21 protein-coding genes are annotated in these 18,130 nt (G+C 41.9%); 7 read left to right on the top strand and 14 right to left on the bottom strand.

The window, feature by feature from the left end; genetic code table 11:
* Positions 1-128 precede the first annotated feature (128 nt).
* Positions 129-434 (top strand): hypothetical protein, encoded by a 306-nt coding sequence (locus FHS10_RS26545; RefSeq protein ID WP_259097001.1) that lies wholly within the window; start codon positions 129-131, stop codon positions 432-434.
* A 453-nt stretch (positions 435-887) separates the two neighbouring features.
* Here the strand turns inward: FHS10_RS26545 and FHS10_RS26540 are convergent, their stop codons facing one another.
* The 3 genes from FHS10_RS26540 to FHS10_RS26530 form a co-directional block, all read right to left on the bottom strand.
* Positions 888-1,802: a helix-turn-helix domain-containing protein gene (locus FHS10_RS26540; RefSeq protein WP_259097000.1), complete on the bottom strand. Its 915-nt coding sequence runs from the start codon at positions 1,800-1,802 to the stop codon at positions 888-890.
* A 16-nt stretch (positions 1,803-1,818) separates the two neighbouring features.
* Positions 1,819-3,891, bottom strand: coding sequence for a (E)-4-hydroxy-3-methylbut-2-enyl-diphosphate synthase (gene ispG, locus FHS10_RS26535; RefSeq protein WP_259096998.1), 2,073 nt, complete (start codon positions 3,889-3,891; stop codon positions 1,819-1,821).
* Positions 3,892-4,135: 244 nt separating this feature from the next.
* Positions 4,136-4,387: a DUF2683 family protein gene (locus tag FHS10_RS26530; protein WP_259096997.1), complete on the bottom strand. Its 252-nt coding sequence runs from the start codon at positions 4,385-4,387 to the stop codon at positions 4,136-4,138.
* Positions 4,388-4,463: 76 nt separating this feature from the next.
* On the opposite strand from FHS10_RS26530, the gene FHS10_RS26525 reads away from it, so the two are divergent.
* On the top strand, positions 4,464-4,679 hold the full coding sequence (locus FHS10_RS26525; RefSeq protein WP_259096995.1) for a hypothetical protein: 216 nt from the start codon (positions 4,464-4,466) through the stop codon (positions 4,677-4,679).
* Positions 4,676-4,954, top strand: a complete 279-nt coding sequence (locus FHS10_RS29330; RefSeq protein ID WP_374759840.1) for a type II toxin-antitoxin system RelE/ParE family toxin — start codon at positions 4,676-4,678, stop codon at positions 4,952-4,954. The genes FHS10_RS26525 and FHS10_RS29330 overlap by 4 nt, the downstream gene beginning before the upstream one ends.
* A gap of 7 nt (positions 4,955-4,961) precedes the next feature.
* Here FHS10_RS29330 and FHS10_RS26520 read toward each other — a convergent pair whose 3' ends face one another.
* The 5 genes from FHS10_RS26520 to FHS10_RS26500 all read right to left on the bottom strand — a co-directional run bounded on the left by FHS10_RS26520 (position 4,962) and on the right by FHS10_RS26500 (position 9,584).
* A complete protein-coding gene (locus FHS10_RS26520; RefSeq protein ID WP_259096993.1) occupies positions 4,962-5,573 on the bottom strand; it encodes an RDD family protein in 612 nt (203 codons plus the stop codon).
* A 120-nt stretch (positions 5,574-5,693) separates the two neighbouring features.
* Positions 5,694-6,689, bottom strand: a complete 996-nt coding sequence (locus tag FHS10_RS26515) for an MBL fold metallo-hydrolase (protein ID WP_259096991.1) — start codon at positions 6,687-6,689, stop codon at positions 5,694-5,696.
* Between the two features lie 77 nt (positions 6,690-6,766).
* Positions 6,767-7,597 (bottom strand): alpha/beta hydrolase family protein, encoded by an 831-nt coding sequence (locus FHS10_RS26510; RefSeq protein ID WP_259096989.1) that lies wholly within the window; start codon positions 7,595-7,597, stop codon positions 6,767-6,769.
* A gap of 9 nt (positions 7,598-7,606) precedes the next feature.
* Positions 7,607-9,133, bottom strand: coding sequence for a carbon-nitrogen hydrolase family protein (locus FHS10_RS26505; protein ID WP_259096987.1), 1,527 nt, complete (start codon positions 9,131-9,133; stop codon positions 7,607-7,609).
* A gap of 76 nt (positions 9,134-9,209) precedes the next feature.
* Complete coding sequence (locus tag FHS10_RS26500) at positions 9,210-9,584, bottom strand: DoxX family protein (protein ID WP_259096985.1); 375 nt, start codon at positions 9,582-9,584, stop codon at positions 9,210-9,212.
* A 165-nt stretch (positions 9,585-9,749) separates the two neighbouring features.
* On the opposite strand from FHS10_RS26500, the gene hemA reads away from it, so the two are divergent.
* On the top strand, positions 9,750-10,976 hold the full coding sequence (gene hemA, locus FHS10_RS26495; protein ID WP_259096983.1) for a glutamyl-tRNA reductase: 1,227 nt from the start codon (positions 9,750-9,752) through the stop codon (positions 10,974-10,976).
* Positions 10,977-11,038: 62 nt separating this feature from the next.
* On the opposite strand, the gene FHS10_RS26490 is transcribed toward hemA, so the two are convergent.
* The 4 genes from FHS10_RS26490 to FHS10_RS26475 form a co-directional block, all read right to left on the bottom strand.
* The gene (locus FHS10_RS26490) at positions 11,039-12,037 is read right to left on the bottom strand and encodes an ABC transporter ATP-binding protein (RefSeq protein ID WP_259096981.1); all 999 of its coding nucleotides are present in this window, start codon (positions 12,035-12,037) and stop codon (positions 11,039-11,041) included.
* A 170-nt stretch (positions 12,038-12,207) separates the two neighbouring features.
* On the bottom strand, positions 12,208-13,026 hold the full coding sequence (locus tag FHS10_RS26485; RefSeq protein ID WP_259096979.1) for an outer membrane beta-barrel protein: 819 nt from the start codon (positions 13,024-13,026) through the stop codon (positions 12,208-12,210).
* A 32-nt stretch (positions 13,027-13,058) separates the two neighbouring features.
* Positions 13,059-13,832, bottom strand: a complete 774-nt coding sequence (locus FHS10_RS26480; protein ID WP_259096977.1) for a hypothetical protein — start codon at positions 13,830-13,832, stop codon at positions 13,059-13,061.
* Complete coding sequence (locus FHS10_RS26475) at positions 13,816-14,388, bottom strand: RNA polymerase sigma factor (protein WP_310504205.1); 573 nt, start codon at positions 14,386-14,388, stop codon at positions 13,816-13,818. Before FHS10_RS26475 ends, FHS10_RS26480 begins: the two co-directional genes overlap by 17 nt.
* A 109-nt stretch (positions 14,389-14,497) precedes the next feature.
* On the opposite strand from FHS10_RS26475, the gene FHS10_RS26470 reads away from it, so the two are divergent.
* The 3 genes from FHS10_RS26470 to vapC are packed head-to-tail and all read left to right on the top strand — an operon-like array spanning position 14,498 to position 16,404.
* Positions 14,498-15,775, top strand: a complete 1,278-nt coding sequence (locus FHS10_RS26470; RefSeq protein WP_259096975.1) for a metal-dependent hydrolase family protein — start codon at positions 14,498-14,500, stop codon at positions 15,773-15,775.
* Positions 15,776-15,818: 43 nt separating this feature from the next.
* The gene (locus FHS10_RS26465; RefSeq protein ID WP_259096973.1) at positions 15,819-15,998 is read left to right on the top strand and encodes a type II toxin-antitoxin system VapB family antitoxin; all 180 of its coding nucleotides are present in this window, start codon (positions 15,819-15,821) and stop codon (positions 15,996-15,998) included.
* The gene (gene vapC, locus FHS10_RS26460; protein WP_259096971.1) at positions 15,991-16,404 is read left to right on the top strand and encodes a type II toxin-antitoxin system VapC family toxin; all 414 of its coding nucleotides are present in this window, start codon (positions 15,991-15,993) and stop codon (positions 16,402-16,404) included. Before FHS10_RS26465 ends, vapC begins: the two co-directional genes overlap by 8 nt.
* A 6-nt stretch (positions 16,405-16,410) precedes the next feature.
* Here the strand turns inward: vapC and hemJ are convergent, their stop codons facing one another.
* Together hemJ and hemE are read right to left on the bottom strand one after the other, a co-directional pair.
* Positions 16,411-16,944 carry a protoporphyrinogen oxidase HemJ gene (gene hemJ, locus FHS10_RS26455; RefSeq protein ID WP_259096970.1) on the bottom strand — a complete coding sequence of 178 codons (534 nt, stop codon included), beginning with the start codon at positions 16,942-16,944 and terminating at the stop codon, positions 16,411-16,413.
* A 103-nt stretch (positions 16,945-17,047) separates the two neighbouring features.
* Entirely contained in the window at positions 17,048-18,073 is a 1,026-nt protein-coding gene (hemE, locus tag FHS10_RS26450; protein WP_259096968.1) for a uroporphyrinogen decarboxylase, read from the bottom strand.
* Positions 18,074-18,130 lie beyond the last annotated feature (57 nt).

The raw sequence follows: 18,130 nt of genomic DNA, 5'->3' as shown, positions 1-18,130 counted from the left end.
AATAATCGACAAAGGTAGTTCATATCTCCTGTGATCCTGCTTGTATCCATATCCCTGCTGTATGACGTTGTTCATTTATAATATGTTACCACAGTAATAATTTAGATGCAGATTTAAATTTTATCAACATGAAAAAGACAATATTAACATTAGCCATTGTTTGCATAGCTGCTTTAAGCAGTATTGCACAATCAAAAAATATAGGCACCTGGGTAGTTGAAAGTAATTTACACCAGCGGGATGTGCAGATCATACGTTTTTATGATAGCACCAACCAACTCATTTATAGCGAAACCATTAAGGCACATTTAAATGTGAGCAAAAAGAAGGTGCAACAAAAATTAAACAACGTGCTTGAAGCTTTGGTAACCAACGGCAAACCTGCCAATGACAGCAACATGATTGCAGCCTCATTCAGGATAAAACAATATTGAAGATGCTTTTTAATTATACTCAGGGGAGCGCGAGGCAACCCTGTTTATTTTCAGAAAACTGTTTTAAAAACAAAAGGCAGACCATTTTCGGAGTCTGCCTTTCTTTTGATATGTCGGTATAATATATTGAAACCGCGAACGGTTGAGTATTTTCTGAATGTTAAGTATTTTTTATTCGATAGCTACTGAGTTAAATTCTATCTCGATTATTACCTGTAGATAATAGTCAGGATCTGGTATGTTTCAAAGTAAAGCTGAAGCAGCTTGCCTTTTATGAATTCGATGTTTTGCTTTTTCATGACTGTTGTTGTTGATTGACAAGTCAAAGGTACTGCGGATAGCGAGGCCCATCAATCTCAATAAATCGGTTTTAACAACCAATTTTTCCGATAGGCAATTATTAACGTCAGCCAATGGTCATAACGGCAATAATTGTACGATAAAAGCTTGTTGTTATTGGAGTTGTTTAAACTCGGATGGGTTATTACCGGCAAAGCGTTTGAAGAAACGACTAAAGTGCGAACTGTTATCAAAGTTTAACCGCTCGGCAATTTCCTTAATGCTAAGGCCAGATGAGGAGAGCAGGTATTGCGCCTCAAGGTATTGCCTGTTATGGATAACATGTAAGGCATTTTGCCCGGTTTCGGCTTTTACTATTTCGGTTAAATATTTAGCCGAAATAAACAAAGCATCGGCATATTCCTGTACCGTTTTAAGGATCAAAAACTGATCTTCCACCAGTTTTTTAAATTTATAAACCAGCTGGTATTGTTTGCTTAAATGCCGGGTAGAATGCAGCAGGCAGTTTTCGCAAGCCCGGTTCATTTCGTAAAGTAAATCAGTTAAAAGCAATCTTAAAATATGTAAGTGGAACGCACCTTTCTCCCGGGCTTCGTCACTTATTTTTTCGTATAGTGCTTTTAATGATGCGCAGCTTTTTTGTGAGAGGCCGTAAATGGGCGGATAATCGGGGTTTACCTCCAACAGGTTATTCAAAATATTTTCCTTAAGCAGGCTATCGGTTAAAAACTCTTTTTTAAAAACTACCTGGTAAAGTAACAGATCTGAGCTGGCATCTTCAAACGAGGTAATAAACTGGGGCGATACCAGGTGGATAGAATTGGTATAAACCTCGAACACAAAATGGCCAATAGTTTTTTTACAGCCCCCTCTAAGGCATAAAATAACCGAGTAATAATCCGTTTTAACAGGCAAACCATGGGTTAATCCCGGCTCGTTTGCTATCACCGCGAAATCATCCTGGTTCCAGCTGTCATCAACAACCCCAAAACCGGTATTGGTATTAACCGATAACAGGTAATGCTTAAGCGTTGACGAAATGGTTGAAACAGTGATCTTATCGCTCATATGTGTTTGGGACAGGTTATTCCTGCTCTACCCAGTTACCGTCTTCTTTAATAATGCCAATCAATTCATCAAGCGCGTTTGCCGAACTGATATTTTTCTTAACAGCTTCCTTACCACGGTAAAGGGTGATTTTATCAGTACCTGAGCCTACATAACCGTAATCGGCATCGGCCATTTCGCCGGGGCCATTTACAATGCAACCCATAATACCAATTTTCAAGCCTTTAAGATGACTTGTACGGCTGCGGATCATCTGCGTGGTGATCATCAGATCAAACAATGTACGACCGCAGCTTGGGCAGCTGATATATTCTGTTTTTGAAATGCGTGAGCGCGTAGCCTGTAAAATACCAAACGCCGTTGAAGTGACCACCTTAGTATCAACCTCCGGAGCATCAATCCAAATACCATCTCCAAAACCATCAACTAATAGGGCACCAAGGTCGGTAGCGGCGTAGAGTTGCAACTTGGTTATAGCCCCCTCTAAATCTCCCCCGGTAGGGGAGACTTTTTGATCTGATTGATTTTCAAAAGCCCTCCCTTCCGGGGAGGGTTGGGTGGGGCTGTAGCTCCTTTTCACTATCACAGGTACATCCAAACCTAACTCTTCCATTTTAAAGAAAAACGCACGCTGATCGGCCATACCGTGGAGGGCATTGGTTTCCAATACAAAAACCAGCGAGTTATCAAAAGGTAGTGCGCCAAATTCGTCTGATTCCAGTTCAGAAGGCAAAATGCTTACCAGGTTTAACGCCGAGGTTTTGTCTGCTGCCTCAGTGTATTCCTTTAGGCTAAACAATGGATGACAAAGCGTTTTATCAGTTAGCTTTAACCAGGTTTTGTAATTGTATAACTGTTTTAAATTGCCCGGCAGTGTGAACGAAGGCAATTCATCGGCCAGGTAAACAAAATCGACCGATTGCTCTGCCATGTTGTATTTATCAAGCAAAGGCGAATAGATGTAACCCGCATCCGCCATGATAGCCGGATCTTTTAAATTCTTTTTAGATAGGTCAAGCACTACCCTTGGCACCATATGCCCGCCAATAAAGGCATTAGCCTCATAGGTGTGCCTTTTTTTGTATTCGTAAGGATTGTGAGCCCCCTCTAAATCTCCCCCGGTAGGGGAGACTTTTGATTTTAAAGCCCTCCCTTCCGGGGAGGGTTGGGTGGGGCTTCTCCTCAAAGAGTATCGTTTAACCAGCTCAATAGCCACCGGTGCTTCGGCTTCGGGCTCTTCGGTTAGGGAAACACGCACCGTATCGCCAAGACCATCTTCTAACAGGGTACCAATCCCTACTGCAGATTTTATACGACCATCCTCACCGTCGCCAGCTTCTGTTACGCCAAGGTGCAGCGGGTAGTTCATACCTTCGGCAACCATGGTTTCTACCAGTAAGCGGTAAGCCTGCACCATCACCTGCGGATTGCTTGATTTCATGCTGATCACGAGGTTGTAGTAATTCAGCGTTTCGCACATGCGCATAAATTCCATGGCCGATTCTACCATGCCTTGCGGCGTATCGCCGTAACGGCTCATGATCCTGTCGCTTAACGAGCCGTGATTAGTGCCAATACGCATGGCCGTACCATATTCTTTACAGATGTTTACCAATGGGGCAAACTTCTGGTAAATACGCTCTAACTCGCCCTGGTACTCAAGGTCAGTATAATCTATCTGGTCAAATTTCTTTTTATCGGCGTAGTTGCCGGGGTTTACACGCACTTTTTCAACAATACGGGCAGCTACTTCGGCTGCATTGGGTGTAAAGTGAATATCGGCAACCAATGGCACATTATAACCACGGGCACGCAACTGCTTTTTGATCTCGGCCAGGTTTTTGGCTTCTTTAATGCTGGGTGCTGTGATGCGCACATACTCGCAACCGGCATCAACCATACGGATGGATTGCTCAACCGTGCCCAGGGTATCCATGGTATCGGTGGTGGTCATGCTTTGTATGCGTATAGGGTTATTGCCCCCCATCGGCACATCGCCAATATTAACCTCGCGGGTAACAAAACGCGAATATTCGGTTAACGAATTACAATAGCGGCCTTGCAGCAATTTAACAGCATCAGTATTCATGCAGCGGATAATTAATAAGATGCAAATTTAATGAATATGTTGTGGATTAATCTGTAGCAGATGTAAATGATGAATTAATAGGGCAAATTGCTTTTAAATGTGAAAAGGTGAGGTATAAGAATAATTTATTTCGCGCAGAGACGCTAAGACGCAATGTAATTTGTTTAATTTTCTTTGATTCTTAGCGCGAGAAAATACGCTACTTAATACCAAACACGAAATAAGCGTGAGGTGGGATTATATTTTAAAACAACTTGTCAATATTTAATTTGACACCTTTTCCGGCTTTTAAATCTTCTTCACCTTGTAGAATCATTGATACAAACTCAGCATTATATTTTGATTTAGCTTCCTTTAAATCCTTCACTTTTCCATCTGCTACATCTTTTAACCCCTTCGCTACCTTTTCGATAAAAACAAGGCTTTGTATAAATTCCCTGAGGTCAAACTCATCTTCAAGAGAATTAAGAAGTTCAATAACAGCAGTCTTTTTCATTTGATTAAATGTACAAATTGTAAACATTTGGTCGCGCTTATTACTGTAATAACCTAAAAAACATTAAATTTGATTAATGACAACTCAGTTCATAACTAACGATAAGGGCGAAAAGACCGCTGTAATTATTCCGATAGGCGAGTATGAGGATTTATTACATCAACACCATTTAAATCTTGAGCTTACCGATGAATATAAATTGATGATGGATGAGATGCTTGATGAGGAAGCCAAGGGTAAAGCCGAATATGTATCTTTTCAAACCATTAAAGATAGATTTCTTCCCAAATGATCTATGAAGTTATTTTCAGGCTAAAAGCTGAAAAAGATTTAGAGGATATTCAAGATTATTACAATAAAATTCTCTCAACACTTACTGATAAATTCTTTTTGGAGTTCTTCGGAACAATGAAATTCGTTGAACGAGAACCGCAAATATTTCAGGTTAGATATCGCGGAATTAGGATAGCTCCTTTATATCAATTTCCGTATGGTATTCACTACAAAGAGGCTAAGAATAAAATAGTCGTGTATCGGGTACTACACACAAAAAGGTATTTCAAATAAATAGTAATTAAAACAACCGCTCCTTAATGACCAAAGTGCCCGCCAGCATATCATGCAGGCATTGTTGCTGCTTGTTAAAAAATGCCAGCAGATAACCTATAAAAAACGTCATTACCGATAGTATTTTGGCAAAGTTACGTGTAATGGATTTACCCGGCGTAATACGCTCGCCATACATATCAACCACTTTTATTTTGATCATTTGCTTGCCCAAAGTGCCTTGCTTTAAAGAGCATTCCATTACAATATGGTAAATGAAATTGGCTACCGGAACACAACCCAATAGCGCGAAGCTGGCTATCATACGGGTTTCTTTATCCTGAATTATAAGAATTACTACAATAAAAATAATGATCACAAACGAGCCAAAAACAATAAACCAATCTAAAACAGAAGCTACCAATCGCTGATCAAAACTGCCAAAGTATTGCATTAGCAAAGCTGGTTTGGCAAAACCAAACAACTCTCTTAGTTCGGCAATTTCCTGGGCTTCTTTGTAATCATGCATATCACCCGTTTTAACAAAGTCGGTAGGCTTTATATTTTGAGCCCTCAGCTCATCCATACTGAACGGGCCTTCGGGTTTGCCATTAACGACTAAGATATAGGGCTGAGACATGAGCGGAATGTTTGTTGTTGGAATGTTGTAAAGTTAAAATGTTACAAGCATCTTTTAATTAGCCCAATAATTCCGTTTTAAAGCCCTACCCTTCAGGGGAGGGTTTGGGTGGGGCTTCTACTACATAAACTTTTTCCACCACGCTGAATTATAAGCTCCTTTAACCTCGATTGGTCTACCTGGCTCCGGTACAAAAAGGCTCACCTTTTTGTCTTTAGCATATTTTTCCAATCGTTCAACGGGCTCATACCAGGCATGCGGAGCAAGGTTAAATGTCCCGTAATGTATGGGCATCATTAATTTGCCTTTAAGGGCAATGTGGGCATTTGAAGCATGATCTGGCCCCATGTGAATATCTGCCCAATATTTACCGTATGCGCCAACTTCTAACATGGTTAAATCAAACGGGCCAAAGGCTTCTCCAATTTCGGCAAAGCTCAGCGACCAGCCAGAATCGGCACCAAAATAGATATTGTGTTTGGGACCTTTTATCACAAAGCTTGCCCAAAGTGTTTCATTACGATTAACAACACCGCGCCCCGAAAAGTGCCTTGATGGGGTAGATGTTATTACAATCTCGTTACCAATCAATACGCTATCGCCCCAATCCATTTCGGTAATGAAGTTTCCTATTATACCCCAGTTTTCCAGGTACTGCCCAACCCCTATGGAACAATAAAAAGGAATAGAAGTGCCGGCAAAAAATTTGATGGTACCCTTATCCAAGTGGTCGTAATGGTCATGAGAAAGCAATACTGCGTCCAAAGGCGGTAAGTCGCTTAAAGCAATAGGAGGTTCAAAAAACCTTTTCGGCCCTAAATATTTAGAGAATGATGCCCGCTCGCCCCAAACAGGATCGGTAAGGATGCGTTTGCCGTCTATCTCGATGAGGATACTGGAGTGGCCTACCCAGGTAAAGCGCAAACCGCTTTCCGGCGGCGTATTGTAAACAGAGGTATCTGTTTTAAATGGGCCAAGTTGCTTTTGGGGTGTATTCTCGGCTTTGTTGCCCATGTACTCGCGCAGGATAGGAATCATTTTGCCAAAACCGGCTTCGTCGGTGGGAATAACGTTGATATATTTTTTTCCCTTTTTACGGGATGCTTGTAAACTCATGTTGGCAATTATAGTACTTATGCAGGTTGTGACACAATTAACGCAAAAAAGTTACGATTGATTTACAGCCGTGGTTTTTATTTACGCAGAAATGATATGGCAGTATCACAAAAAGTTACCAACGAAGCTGGCAATTCATCCCTTAAATAGGGATGCGAGCCGCCGAAAGTATGATCTGCGCCCGGCACTACTATAAATTCGGCGTTGGGATTAGCCGCGCATAACTCTTCGGCATGGCTAAGTGGAACGGTAGGGTCGGCATCACCATGCATCAGTAACCAGGGCTGTTTAACTTTTTTGGCTTGCGTTAAAATATCAAGGCGTTTGGGGTGCTTATCCAAATCATCCAACAGGGTGGATTTCAACGGCATTTGTTGGCCTGTGCGCTTATTGGGCATGTAAATAATACCCTGCAAACGCCATTGAATTTCAATTTCTTCGGGCCAAAGGTTATAAAAACTGGAAATAGAAGCCATGGTAACCAATTTCCTGATCCGGTTATCTTCTGTCGATTTGATGATACTAATACCACCGCCCATGCTATGTCCTATCAGGTAAACGCCATTAGCCACCGCCATTCCCGACCCGCTGCAGGCAAAATCGATAATGGTATCCAAATCTTCCAGCTCAATCGAAAATGTATTCTCGCTAAAAGCCATCAGGTCGGCAAAATCAAGCGGATTATCCGGCGTAGTGCCATTGTGTGAAAAATTGAACTTGAGGTATTTAAACCCATTCTGGGCAAAATACCTGGCGACTAAATTGTGCGTGCCCCAATCTTTGAAGCCCTTAAATCCATGCGCAAAAATCACCACCGGCGCATTTTTTAAAGCGTCGTCATAAGTTACATCAATAAGCATAGGGCGACCTTTAGCGCCGGGAAGGGTGTAGTTGTCTTTGCGGATCATTACCCAAAACTAAACCTTTTTGCCGTTAAAAGTAATGTTATACAAATCGGTTCTACGGTCTTTTAAATTTTGTACGCTGCCGTACTCATGCAACTCATCCAATAAAGAAAGATCTACATCAGCAATAACAATCATTTCGCTGTTTGGAGTAGCTTCAGATTGAATACCATTGGTAGGAAATCCAAAATCTGATGGCGTAAACACCGCCGATTGTGCATAGCTGATACCCATATTGTTTACGTTTGGTAAATTACCTACACAGCCGGCTATGGCTACGTAACATTCATTTTCAACAGCGCGGGCCTGCGAGCAGAATTTAACCCGGTTATAACCGTTTTGGGTATCGGTTAAAAACGGAACAAACAGGATCTGCATATCCTGGCTGGCCAAAATGCGTGATAGTTCCGGGAACTCTACATCGTAACAAATCAAAATACCAATTTTACCTGCGTCGGTTTCAAATACCTTAACCTCATCGCCGCCACGAATACCCCATGAACTGATCTCGGACGGTGTTGGATGAATTTTGTAAACCTCTTCCATGCTGCCATTACGCCTGAAAAGGTAGGATACATTATACAACGACTCCTCAAAAATGGTAGGCATACTGCCGGCTATAATATTTACGTTGTATGATACCGCCAGTTTTGAAAACTCTTCGATAATGGGTTGGGTATATTTGGCCAGTTCGCGCATGGCTTTTGCCGAATCCATGTGGTTATAATCTGCCATTAAAGGCGTGCCAAATAACTCGGGGAACAGTATAAAATCTGACTGATAATCACTCACCGCGTCAACAAAATATTCGGCATGTTTCAACAGTTCGCTGATGTTATTGTACGGGCGCATTTGCCACTGTACCAGGCCTATCCGTACTACGGTTTTTTGGTTGATCGCGCTGCTTATTTCCTCGTAATACACGTTGTTCCACTCAATAAGCGTAGCGAAACCTTTACTCCGGCTATCCTCAGGCAGGTAATTACGCAACACCTTACGCACGTGAAAATCATTGGCTAACTGGAATGATAAAGTTGGATCATAGATTTCTTTATACTTTACCTTGTCGATATATTGGCGTGGCGTAAGGTCGTTCTGAAATTTTTGGTAATTGGGGATCCGGCCGCCGGCTATGATGCTTTTCAGGTTCAGCTTTTCGCAAAGGGCTTTACGGGCATCGTAAAGGCGGCGGGCTAAACGCAATCCGCGATAATTAGGATGGATAAACACATCTATGCCGTATAACACATCGCCCTTCTCGGTATGGGTTTTAAAAGTACTATCACCGGTAATTTGTTTATAGGTATGGTTATCGCCAAATTTTTGATAATCAACCATAATAGCCAATGCGCAGCCCACAACCACATCATTTACGGTTACACAGATCTGCCCTTCGGGAAAAATTTTGATCAATTTTTTGATGGAATTGGCATCCCAATAATCTTCGTCCATATCCATGTACGCCGATTTCATTGATTTTTTTAGTTCCTGGTAATCCTGTACTTCCAGGTTACGCATTTCAACACTTTGCAGATCCATATTTTGATGTTGGGTTTCTGTATGCTTAAATAAAAAACAACAAGATTTGTTTTGCAATTAAGGTAAGCTTTTAATGTTAAGCTTTTGCATGCCACCAAACCCACAACATTAAAACCGGCTGCAAAGCAACCCTAAGCCAGGCTCCCAGAGGGGTTACATTCAAAGTGCCCAACTTAAGGGGTGCGTGCAAGGCCATATCAATATGTACCGGTAAAAAGGCAGCCAACATCAGTATAATACCATAAACCGCCCATATCCTCGTGCGTGGCCAAACAAGCATCAGCCCCAATAAAATTTCAAAAACACCGGCCAGCTTATTCATCAAAACCGGATAAGGAATATAATGTGGAATAATGGAGATATAACCACCCGGATGCCAGAAATGGTTAATACCCGCAAAGGTGTAACCAATTATCAATACCACAAGGCTAATGTTTTTGAATACGCGCATTGCAGATATACGTTGTTTTTGCAAATACCGTTTTGGGCAATTTAAATGTGGTTTTACAGTCATTTCAGTTAATTTATAACCATTCTAAATACGCCTGTTTGACAAAGTCTTGACATTGCATCCCATATATAGTGATATTTTTGTTCGGTCAAATTTAAAACTGCTTTGAAGTATTTAAAGGTTATTGCTTTTACACACAAACAGATTGAACTGAAGGAAATAGGAAGATTGGTGGTTTGCCAGGAAAATCTAACTGAAAAGCTTCAACAGGTAAAAACACAATTTGGAATTCCGGAAATATTTTACCTGGCTACATGTAACCGTGTGGAATTTGTTATGACTACGCCCCAGGTGGTTGATAAAGACTTTGCCAAACGCTTTATAGAAGCTTTTAACACGGAGCTTTGTGAGCATTCGCTGAGTACCTTTATGGAAGGTGCTTCTATTTATGAAGACCAGGAAGCGATGATCCACCTGTTACGTACTTCATGCTCTTTAGAGAGTTTGATTGTAGGCGAAAAAGAGATTCTTGCCCAGTTACGTAAAGCTTATGAACATTGCAGAGAAGCCGGCCTAACCGGTGATGGTATGCGTATGATCATGAATTGTGTTGTTAAAACCGCCAAAGAAGTTTATACCCACACCAATATTTCAAAAAATCCTATTTCGGTTGTATCGCTGGCTTACCGCAAGCTTAAAGATTTAAACCTCTGTTCAAATGCCCGTGTATTGATCATCGGTGCAGGCGAAACCAACCGCAATATTTCCAAATATCTTCAAAAGCATAAGTTCAGCAACTTCGCGGTGTTTAACCGCACGGTATCAAAGGCACAGCAATTAGCCGATGACCTCAACGGCGAAGCTTTTGACTTAGAAGCACTTAAAACATACAATAAAGGCTTTGATGCCATTATCACCTGCACATCGGCAGTTGAGCCTATCATCACCACAGAAATATACAAATCGCTGCTTAACGGCGAAACCGGCAGAAAAACCATTGTTGATCTGGCCATCCCTAACGATACCGCCCCTGAAGTATTAGAACAATTCCCTGTTAACTTTATTGAAGTACACTCACTAAACGAAGTTGCCAAACGCAACTTACAGGAGCGCTACCACGAACTGGTACACGCCGAAGGCATTATAGAGCAGAATATTTCCGAGTTTTTAACTCAGTTAAAACAACGCCGTATTGAAGTAGCCATGCGCCAGGTGCCCGAAAAGATCAAAGAGATTCGTAACACGGCCATCAATTCTGTTTTTGCCGATGAAGTTCAGGGCCTTGATAAAGAATCACGCGAGATCCTGGAGAAAGTGATCAATTATATGGAGAAAAAGTATATCAGCGTACCCATGATCATGGCTAAGGATATATTGATCAACGAGAATTGATCTGCCCCTGAAGATTTTCCCCTTTATTTAGATTGACCGACATTATTAATAAAATCACGTTATTAATATTCCAGCCACTTCCAAAACCTAACAGATACCATATCGCCTTCTTTATAGCTGTCTGGTTCGCCGTTTGATACACGTAAGATAACACCATCCTTTTCAAGTATCAGGTCTTCATAAAATCCCCTGAAAAGAATTTGTTTTATAGTCCAGCTTTTGGTCGATGAAATTAGTTTGATCCTCACCCAGTCAGGATAGATTACCACATGATCTTTTACTGTTTCAATACTACAAACCTTCGCCTCAGCGGCAGTAAGTACATTACAGTTACTCAATAATTGGGCAGTGTACAAATGCTGCGGGTGCTGATATAACGCTTTAGGATGTCCCTTTTCTACAATCTCGCCATTTTTGATCACAACCAATTCATCGGCCATTGAAAGCACTTCGGCCGGGTCATGCGATACCATGATCACGGTAATGCCGGTTTCTTTTACTATCTGGCGGATATCCTGTTGCAGGCCTTCTCTAAAAGAAGTATCTACCTGGTTAAAGGGTTCATCCAACAATAATACCTGCGGCCGCGTAATTATAGCCCTTGCAATAGCCACACGTTGTTTCTCGCCTCCGCTTAGGTCGGCAACGCGTTTATCGGCCATGTGAATCATGTTTAGCTGGGTGAGCACCTGCTCGGTTTTTTGCTGTTTGGCTTTCAGGTCGGTAGCCGGCAGCATGGCGGCTACATTGTCCCATACTTTAGCAAACAGGTTCAAGTCGTCGGTATGTTGGGTAACCATTTTCATGGCGTCATGGCCGGGAATCAGCTTTTCTTCGGGTCCCCAAATACGTTCACCCTTAAATTGAACAACACCTTCATCCGGCGAAAGCAAGCCATATAACAACCGTAATAAGGTGCTCTTGCCGCTACCGCTTTCACCAATAATAGCGGTTATTTTACCCTGCTCAATACTAATGCTGGTGGTTTTAACACCGGCCAACTGTTTACCGGAATATATTTTACTTACCGCTATTGCCTGTAAAAAAGGAGTGTTTGACATTAACACGAATAACACAAATTAAATCGAATTTCACAAATCTTGCAGACACGAATGGCACGAATTGAATCTAATTACACAAATCTACTCGAATATAACTAAGTCGAATTTTGCAGATTATTCTGAAGCTAAAAATTAGTGAAATTAGATTCAATTGGTGAAATTAGTGTGCATCAGAATCCCAGCGTTAACCCAAAGCTAAAGTTCTTTAAACCCTGCTGATCTGGACTATTTTCAAACATATCGTTGAAGTAGTATTTGGCATAGATACCCATAATACCGTATCCCATGCGGATAAATATCCCTTTGCGTAGTTTGGCAAAGTGGTAATCGTCATCAAATTTTTGCTTGCCATTTTCCTCGCTGATCTGTTTTACCCTGCCGTTAAGCAATATGCCAAACTCCGGACCAGCCACCAGGCGGAAGTAGTTGCCGCGGCTATCCTCATGGCTACGGTAATAAAACGCCAATGGAATGCGCAGGTAGCTTGATGAGAAGCGGTTTTTACTGTAATGGATACTATCCTGAGTATAAGTAAGCACCGGTGCGTTACGTTGTATGGTGATATCCTTGCGAAGGCGGATATTAGTCCAGTCGAAACCACCGGCAACGTAGATCTTGAAGGCACTGTTAAAACGGTAACCAAATTGTACCACATCAAAACCAAAGTTGGCCGTTTTTGCCTGGCGATAACTCAGGAACTGATTTTTGGGCGATAAGGTAAAGCTGCCATGATCAAGCAGGGTAGCAAAACCCAAATCGATCCTCGAAAAGGTGATACCAAAAGAAAAACCCGGTGCCTTTGAATGAGTAATTGTGGTTGTAGTATCGTAAGTGGATACATATGGGGCATCATTACCAAGACCAAACCTTATTTTTAGTCCTTTTTTGGTAACAACAGTATCGGTAGTGGTTTTGGTCGAGTCGGTAGTTTGAGCAAAGCCGTAGCTTGCTGCAATGCATAACATTGCTGTAAAAATTAAGCGTTTCATATTCCTGTGGGTATAATTCTGTTCTATCTATATTATTTTTCTTTCTTTATTTTAACAATGCCCAGGTTTACACCTGTAATGGTAGCATCGTCTTCATCGGTGTTGCTAAATTCAATGATCTTGTCTTTACGTTTATCAACCGCGGCAATCATCACATTAAACACATCACCTAAACTACGGATCTTGTGTTTTTTAACAGGTGCTGTCGGTCTTGTCGCCGCTGCCTGCGCTGGTACTACCAAGGGTTTAATGCTTGCGAAAACCGGCGCTTCGTCAACTATCTGCTTAGCCATTATTGGGGTTACTGTATCCGGCACAACCGCTTTAATTACCTCTTTGCTCACGTTGGCCGAAGCTAAAACCGGCTGCTCGTTTTGTTTTATAGCGATACTTTTATCATCCTTAACTTGTGATGCCGCTTGACGTACTTTATTAACTCTTGTTGCTGCCAAAGGGTTAACCTGTGCTATAACTGCACCCCGGCTATTTTTGTTTTGCTGGATAATAGCCGGTGCAACCGGCGCAAACTTTATAACTGATGGGGTCTTAACCGGCACCGTAACTTTGGCAATCGCGTTACTTTTAGGCTTAACCACAACTTCTTCCTTCGGCATAAATAAAAGCCCGGCGGTTACCAGTAATACTATACCTGCTGCAACGCCAAGGAAGGGAATCCACATCCTTCTCCGTTTACCTTCGTCCAAGGTTTCGGTAATCCCTTCCCACACTTTTGCAGATGGCTCTATCTCATAATCGTCCAATGCCGATTGAAATAGTTTGTCCAGCTCTTTATCCTGCATATCCATAACTTTTGCCCTCCATTTTAGCAATTTGTTCTTTTAATATTGTTCTCGCCCTTGATAGCTGCGATTTTGATGCCCCTTCGCTGATGCCCATTATTTCGGCAATTTCTTTGTGCGCGTATCCTTCTAAAGCGTATAAGTTAAATACCATACGGTAACCTGGCGATAGTTGTTGAATAAACCCCATCAACACCTTGGCATCCATATTGGCCGCTGCTACAGGGTTCACAGATGGTTCGGCACCGGCATCATCCATATCAACAATCTGCATCATTTTATGATGTTTGCGGTAATACTCAATTGAGCTATGTACCATAATGCGCCTTACCCAACCTTCAAATGAACCATCGCCCCGGTAATCAGCAATTTTGCCAAATACTTTGATGAAACCGTTTTGCAACATGTCTTCGGCTTCCATCCTATCGGTAGCATAGCGCATGCACACTGCCAGCATTTTGCCGGCAAGCTGTTTGTATAACAGCTCCTGTGCTTTGCGTTCGCCCTCCCTGCAGCGATCAACCAATTGTTCAAGTGTATATTTAGGTTCCAAAAACATCATTTATGAGCAAGATGGTAAATGGTGGTTAATGGTTGCATGTAATGTAAAATATTTATTAAAACTCTGCAGTAGTATTAATTGGCTATAAAGTAAGCTATCTTTATTTACAATGAAGAAATTAATACCAGCCATAGCATTCTTGCTGTTTTGGCTATCTGCTTTTACCCAAACAAGCAACCCCGAAAGCTATATTTTGCTTAAACCCGATCGTGTTTTTGATGGCGGGCAAATGCACACCGGCTGGTGGGTATTGATTAAGGGTGATCATATCGAGGCCGCGGGCGAACCATCAACCATAAAATTTCCATCGAATGTAAAGGTGGTCAATCTGGCAGGCAGCACCTTAATGCCGGGATTGATAGAAGGTCATTCGCACTTATTTTTACATCCATACAATGAAACCACCTGGAATGACCAGGTACAAACCGAAAGCCGGGCCGAACGCACCGCCCGCGCCGTTAACCACGCCCGCGCAACCTTAATGGCAGGCTTTACCACCGTGCGCGACCTGGGTACCGAGGGCGCGGCTTATGATGATGTGGGATTGAAACAGGCGATCAATAAAGGCGTAATTCCCGGCCCACGAATGTTGGTGGCAACCCGGGCTATTGTGGCTACCGGCAGCTACGGCCCTAAAAGTGATGTTGCCGAAGCCGAGATCATTAAAGGAGGCGAGGAAGCCGATGGCATAGACGGCATTACCCGGGTAGTGCGCTCACAAATTGGGCATGGTGCCGATGTAATTAAAATTTATGTGGATTACCGCTGGGGCTTGAATAATACCGCCGCGCCTACCTTTACAGAGGAAGAATTGAAAGTAGCTGTGCAGGTGGCCAAAAGTAGCGGTCGCATGGTAGCGGTACATTCTTCTACTACCGAAGGCATGCGCCGCGCCATTGCGGCAGGTGTTACCACTATTGAACATGGCGATGGCGGCACGCCTGAATTGTTTAAGCTGATGAAAGAAAAAGGCATAGCCCTTTGCCCAACCATTAACGCCACAGAATCGATATTGAGTTACAAGGGCTGGAAAAAAGGCATCGACCCGGATCCTGCCGGCATCAAACAAAAGCATTACATTTTTACGGAGGCGATGAAAGCTGGTGTTACCATTTGCATGGGCGGCGATGTTGGTGTATTCGCCCATGGCGATAATGCCCAGGAAATGATCCTAATGACCGAATACGGCATGAAACCATTAGATGTGCTACGCTCTGCAACATCTGTAAATGCCACTGTTTTTGGATTGAAGGATTTGGGGAATATTAAAGTAGGTTATCTTGCCGATTTGGTTGCAGTAAGCGGGAATCCTGTTGAGGATATAAAAGTGCTGAAGAAAGTTAGGCTGGTGATGCAGGCCGGAGAATTGGTGAAAGAAATAAAATAAATATTCAATTTAAAAATGTGTACCTTTATTAAAAATCATACACATGAGGACTAATATTGAAATAGATGATGATTTAATGGCTAAAGCCCAAAAATTAAGCAATATCAAAACCAAAAAAGGTATAATTGAAGAAGCTTTAAAGTTGTATGTGACCATTGAAAATCAACAGAAACTTGCTCATCTATGGGGCAAGGTTGAAATAGACGATAAAGCTTTTGAATAGGGAAATTGTTTTAGTTGATACTTCGGTATGGATCAACTTTTTTAAAGGTATCGAAACCGAATCCAGTAAATTTCTAAAGAATAATTTGGCCAATATTGTAATAGCAACTTGTCCAACTATAGTTCAGAAGGTTTTACAAGGTTTAACATCTGATAACAGCGAACGCATTGTAAAATCTCATTTTGATAATTTAACTAAGATTTACGAAGATCCTTATGATGTAGCCGTTAAAGCCGCAGACCTATACCGAAGTTTGCGAAAAAAAGGAGTAACCATTCGTAAGCCAAACGATTGTCTAATTGCAATTTATGCGATAAACAATAAGCTTGTTTTATTGAATGATGACAGAGATTTCCAATTTATAGCCCAACATTCATCATTAAAAGTAATGAGTTTTAACGAATAAGGAAACTTACTTCCGCTCTCTAAACCGTTTATAAATCTTCACGGCTATCATCAGTATAACCGAAAGTGCCACCAAGCCAACAACGCCGAAAATCCAGTTCAACGCACTTTTTAGTACCACCAGGAACACTATGGCAAAGAGGATTATAGTTGCGAGTTCATTCCAAAGGCGCAACTGCATTGAGGTCCATTTGAAAATCCCATTACGCATTTGCTTTATTTTGTTTTGACAAACGAAATGGTACGCAATTAATACTACAACAAAAGTGAGTTTAATATGCATCCATCCAAATTGAAGCCAAATTGGTTTCAAAATGAGCATTGTGATACCTGCGGCAATAGTGAGGTACATTGACGGCGTGGCTATAATATTCCATAGTTTTCGCTCAATGATTTCGAATTGCTTTGAAAGTATGGTACGATCTGACTCTGGTTTGTCCTGCGCCTCTGTATGGTATATAAAAAGGCGTACGCTGTAAAACAACCCCGCCATCCAGCAGACTACGAAAATAATGTGTATCGCTTTTACGTAATCGTACATATGCTTAAACTATATATTACATGGAACGAAGCAATTGCAACCTTGCAGGTGAATGATGCACAGCTACGGGATTGCTTCGTTCCTCGCAATGACATATTGGGTTTTAATTCTTGTATTCCTTAATAATTTCTACCGCATACTTCACGTTATCAAACGGGATATCGGGCATAATGCCGTGGCCCAGGTTGAAGATGAAACCGGGTTCGTCCTTCATGCGGTCGAACAGGCGGTAAATGCGGTCTTTAATTACTTTTTTATCGGCGTAAAGGATATGCGGATCAAGGTTTCCCTGTACAGCTATGCCGGCAGGTAAACGTTTTTTGATATCCAACAGATCCACATTCCAATCTATCGATATTACATCCGGCTTAGCTTCGGCCATCAACGGTGCAAAAACCGAGCTGCCTTTACAGAAAGAGATAACCGGGATATCTTTACGGTTAAGCTTACTGATGATCTGCTGAATGTAGTAATGGCTAAATTCTTTATAATCATCCCAGGCCAAGGCCTGCGCCCAGCTATCAAAGATCTGTACTGCGTTTACACCCGCTTCAATTTGCAGGTTCAGGTAGTCTGCCGTAACCGTAGCAATTTTTGATAACAGCTGATGGGCCATTTCCGGCTCATTGTGCAGCATCAGCTTGGTTAATTTAAAATCTTTTGATGATCCACCTTCCACCAGGTAGCTCATCACGGTAAATGGCGCGCCTGCAAAACCAATTAGCGGAATACTGCCATTTAAACGTTGTTGAATAACTTTAATAGCATCAGCAACATACTGTAACCTGTCAATCACGTCGGTTTGCAGGTTATCAATATCTTTTTGGGTACGCACGGGATTGGCAAATTTAGGGCCTACGCCTGCGTTAAAGCTTAAATCGCCACCCATGGCTTCACCGGTAACCAATATATCTGAGAACAGAATGGCACCATCTATCCCTAATAAATTAACAGGCAGCATGGTAACATCAGCAGCAAGCTCTGGTGTTTTGCACATTTCCAAAAAGGAATACTTGTTTTTAATGTCCCAGTATTCTTTCATGAAACGGCCAGCCTGGCGCATCATCCATACCGGCGGTCGTTCTGTTTTTTCGGAAAAAGCTGCCTTTATTAATAACGAATCTCTCATATCTTTTTGAAGAGAGTCAAGAGTCAAGAGTCAAGAATCAAGAGTGAAAACATCTGC

Origin of the sequence: Mucilaginibacter dorajii, from assembly GCF_024808255.1 — a bacterium.
Lineage (GTDB): Bacteria > Bacteroidota > Bacteroidia > Sphingobacteriales > Sphingobacteriaceae > Mucilaginibacter > Mucilaginibacter dorajii.
The sequence above is the reverse complement of the archived record's forward strand: the minus strand, read 5'-3'. Positions and strand labels throughout refer to the sequence as shown.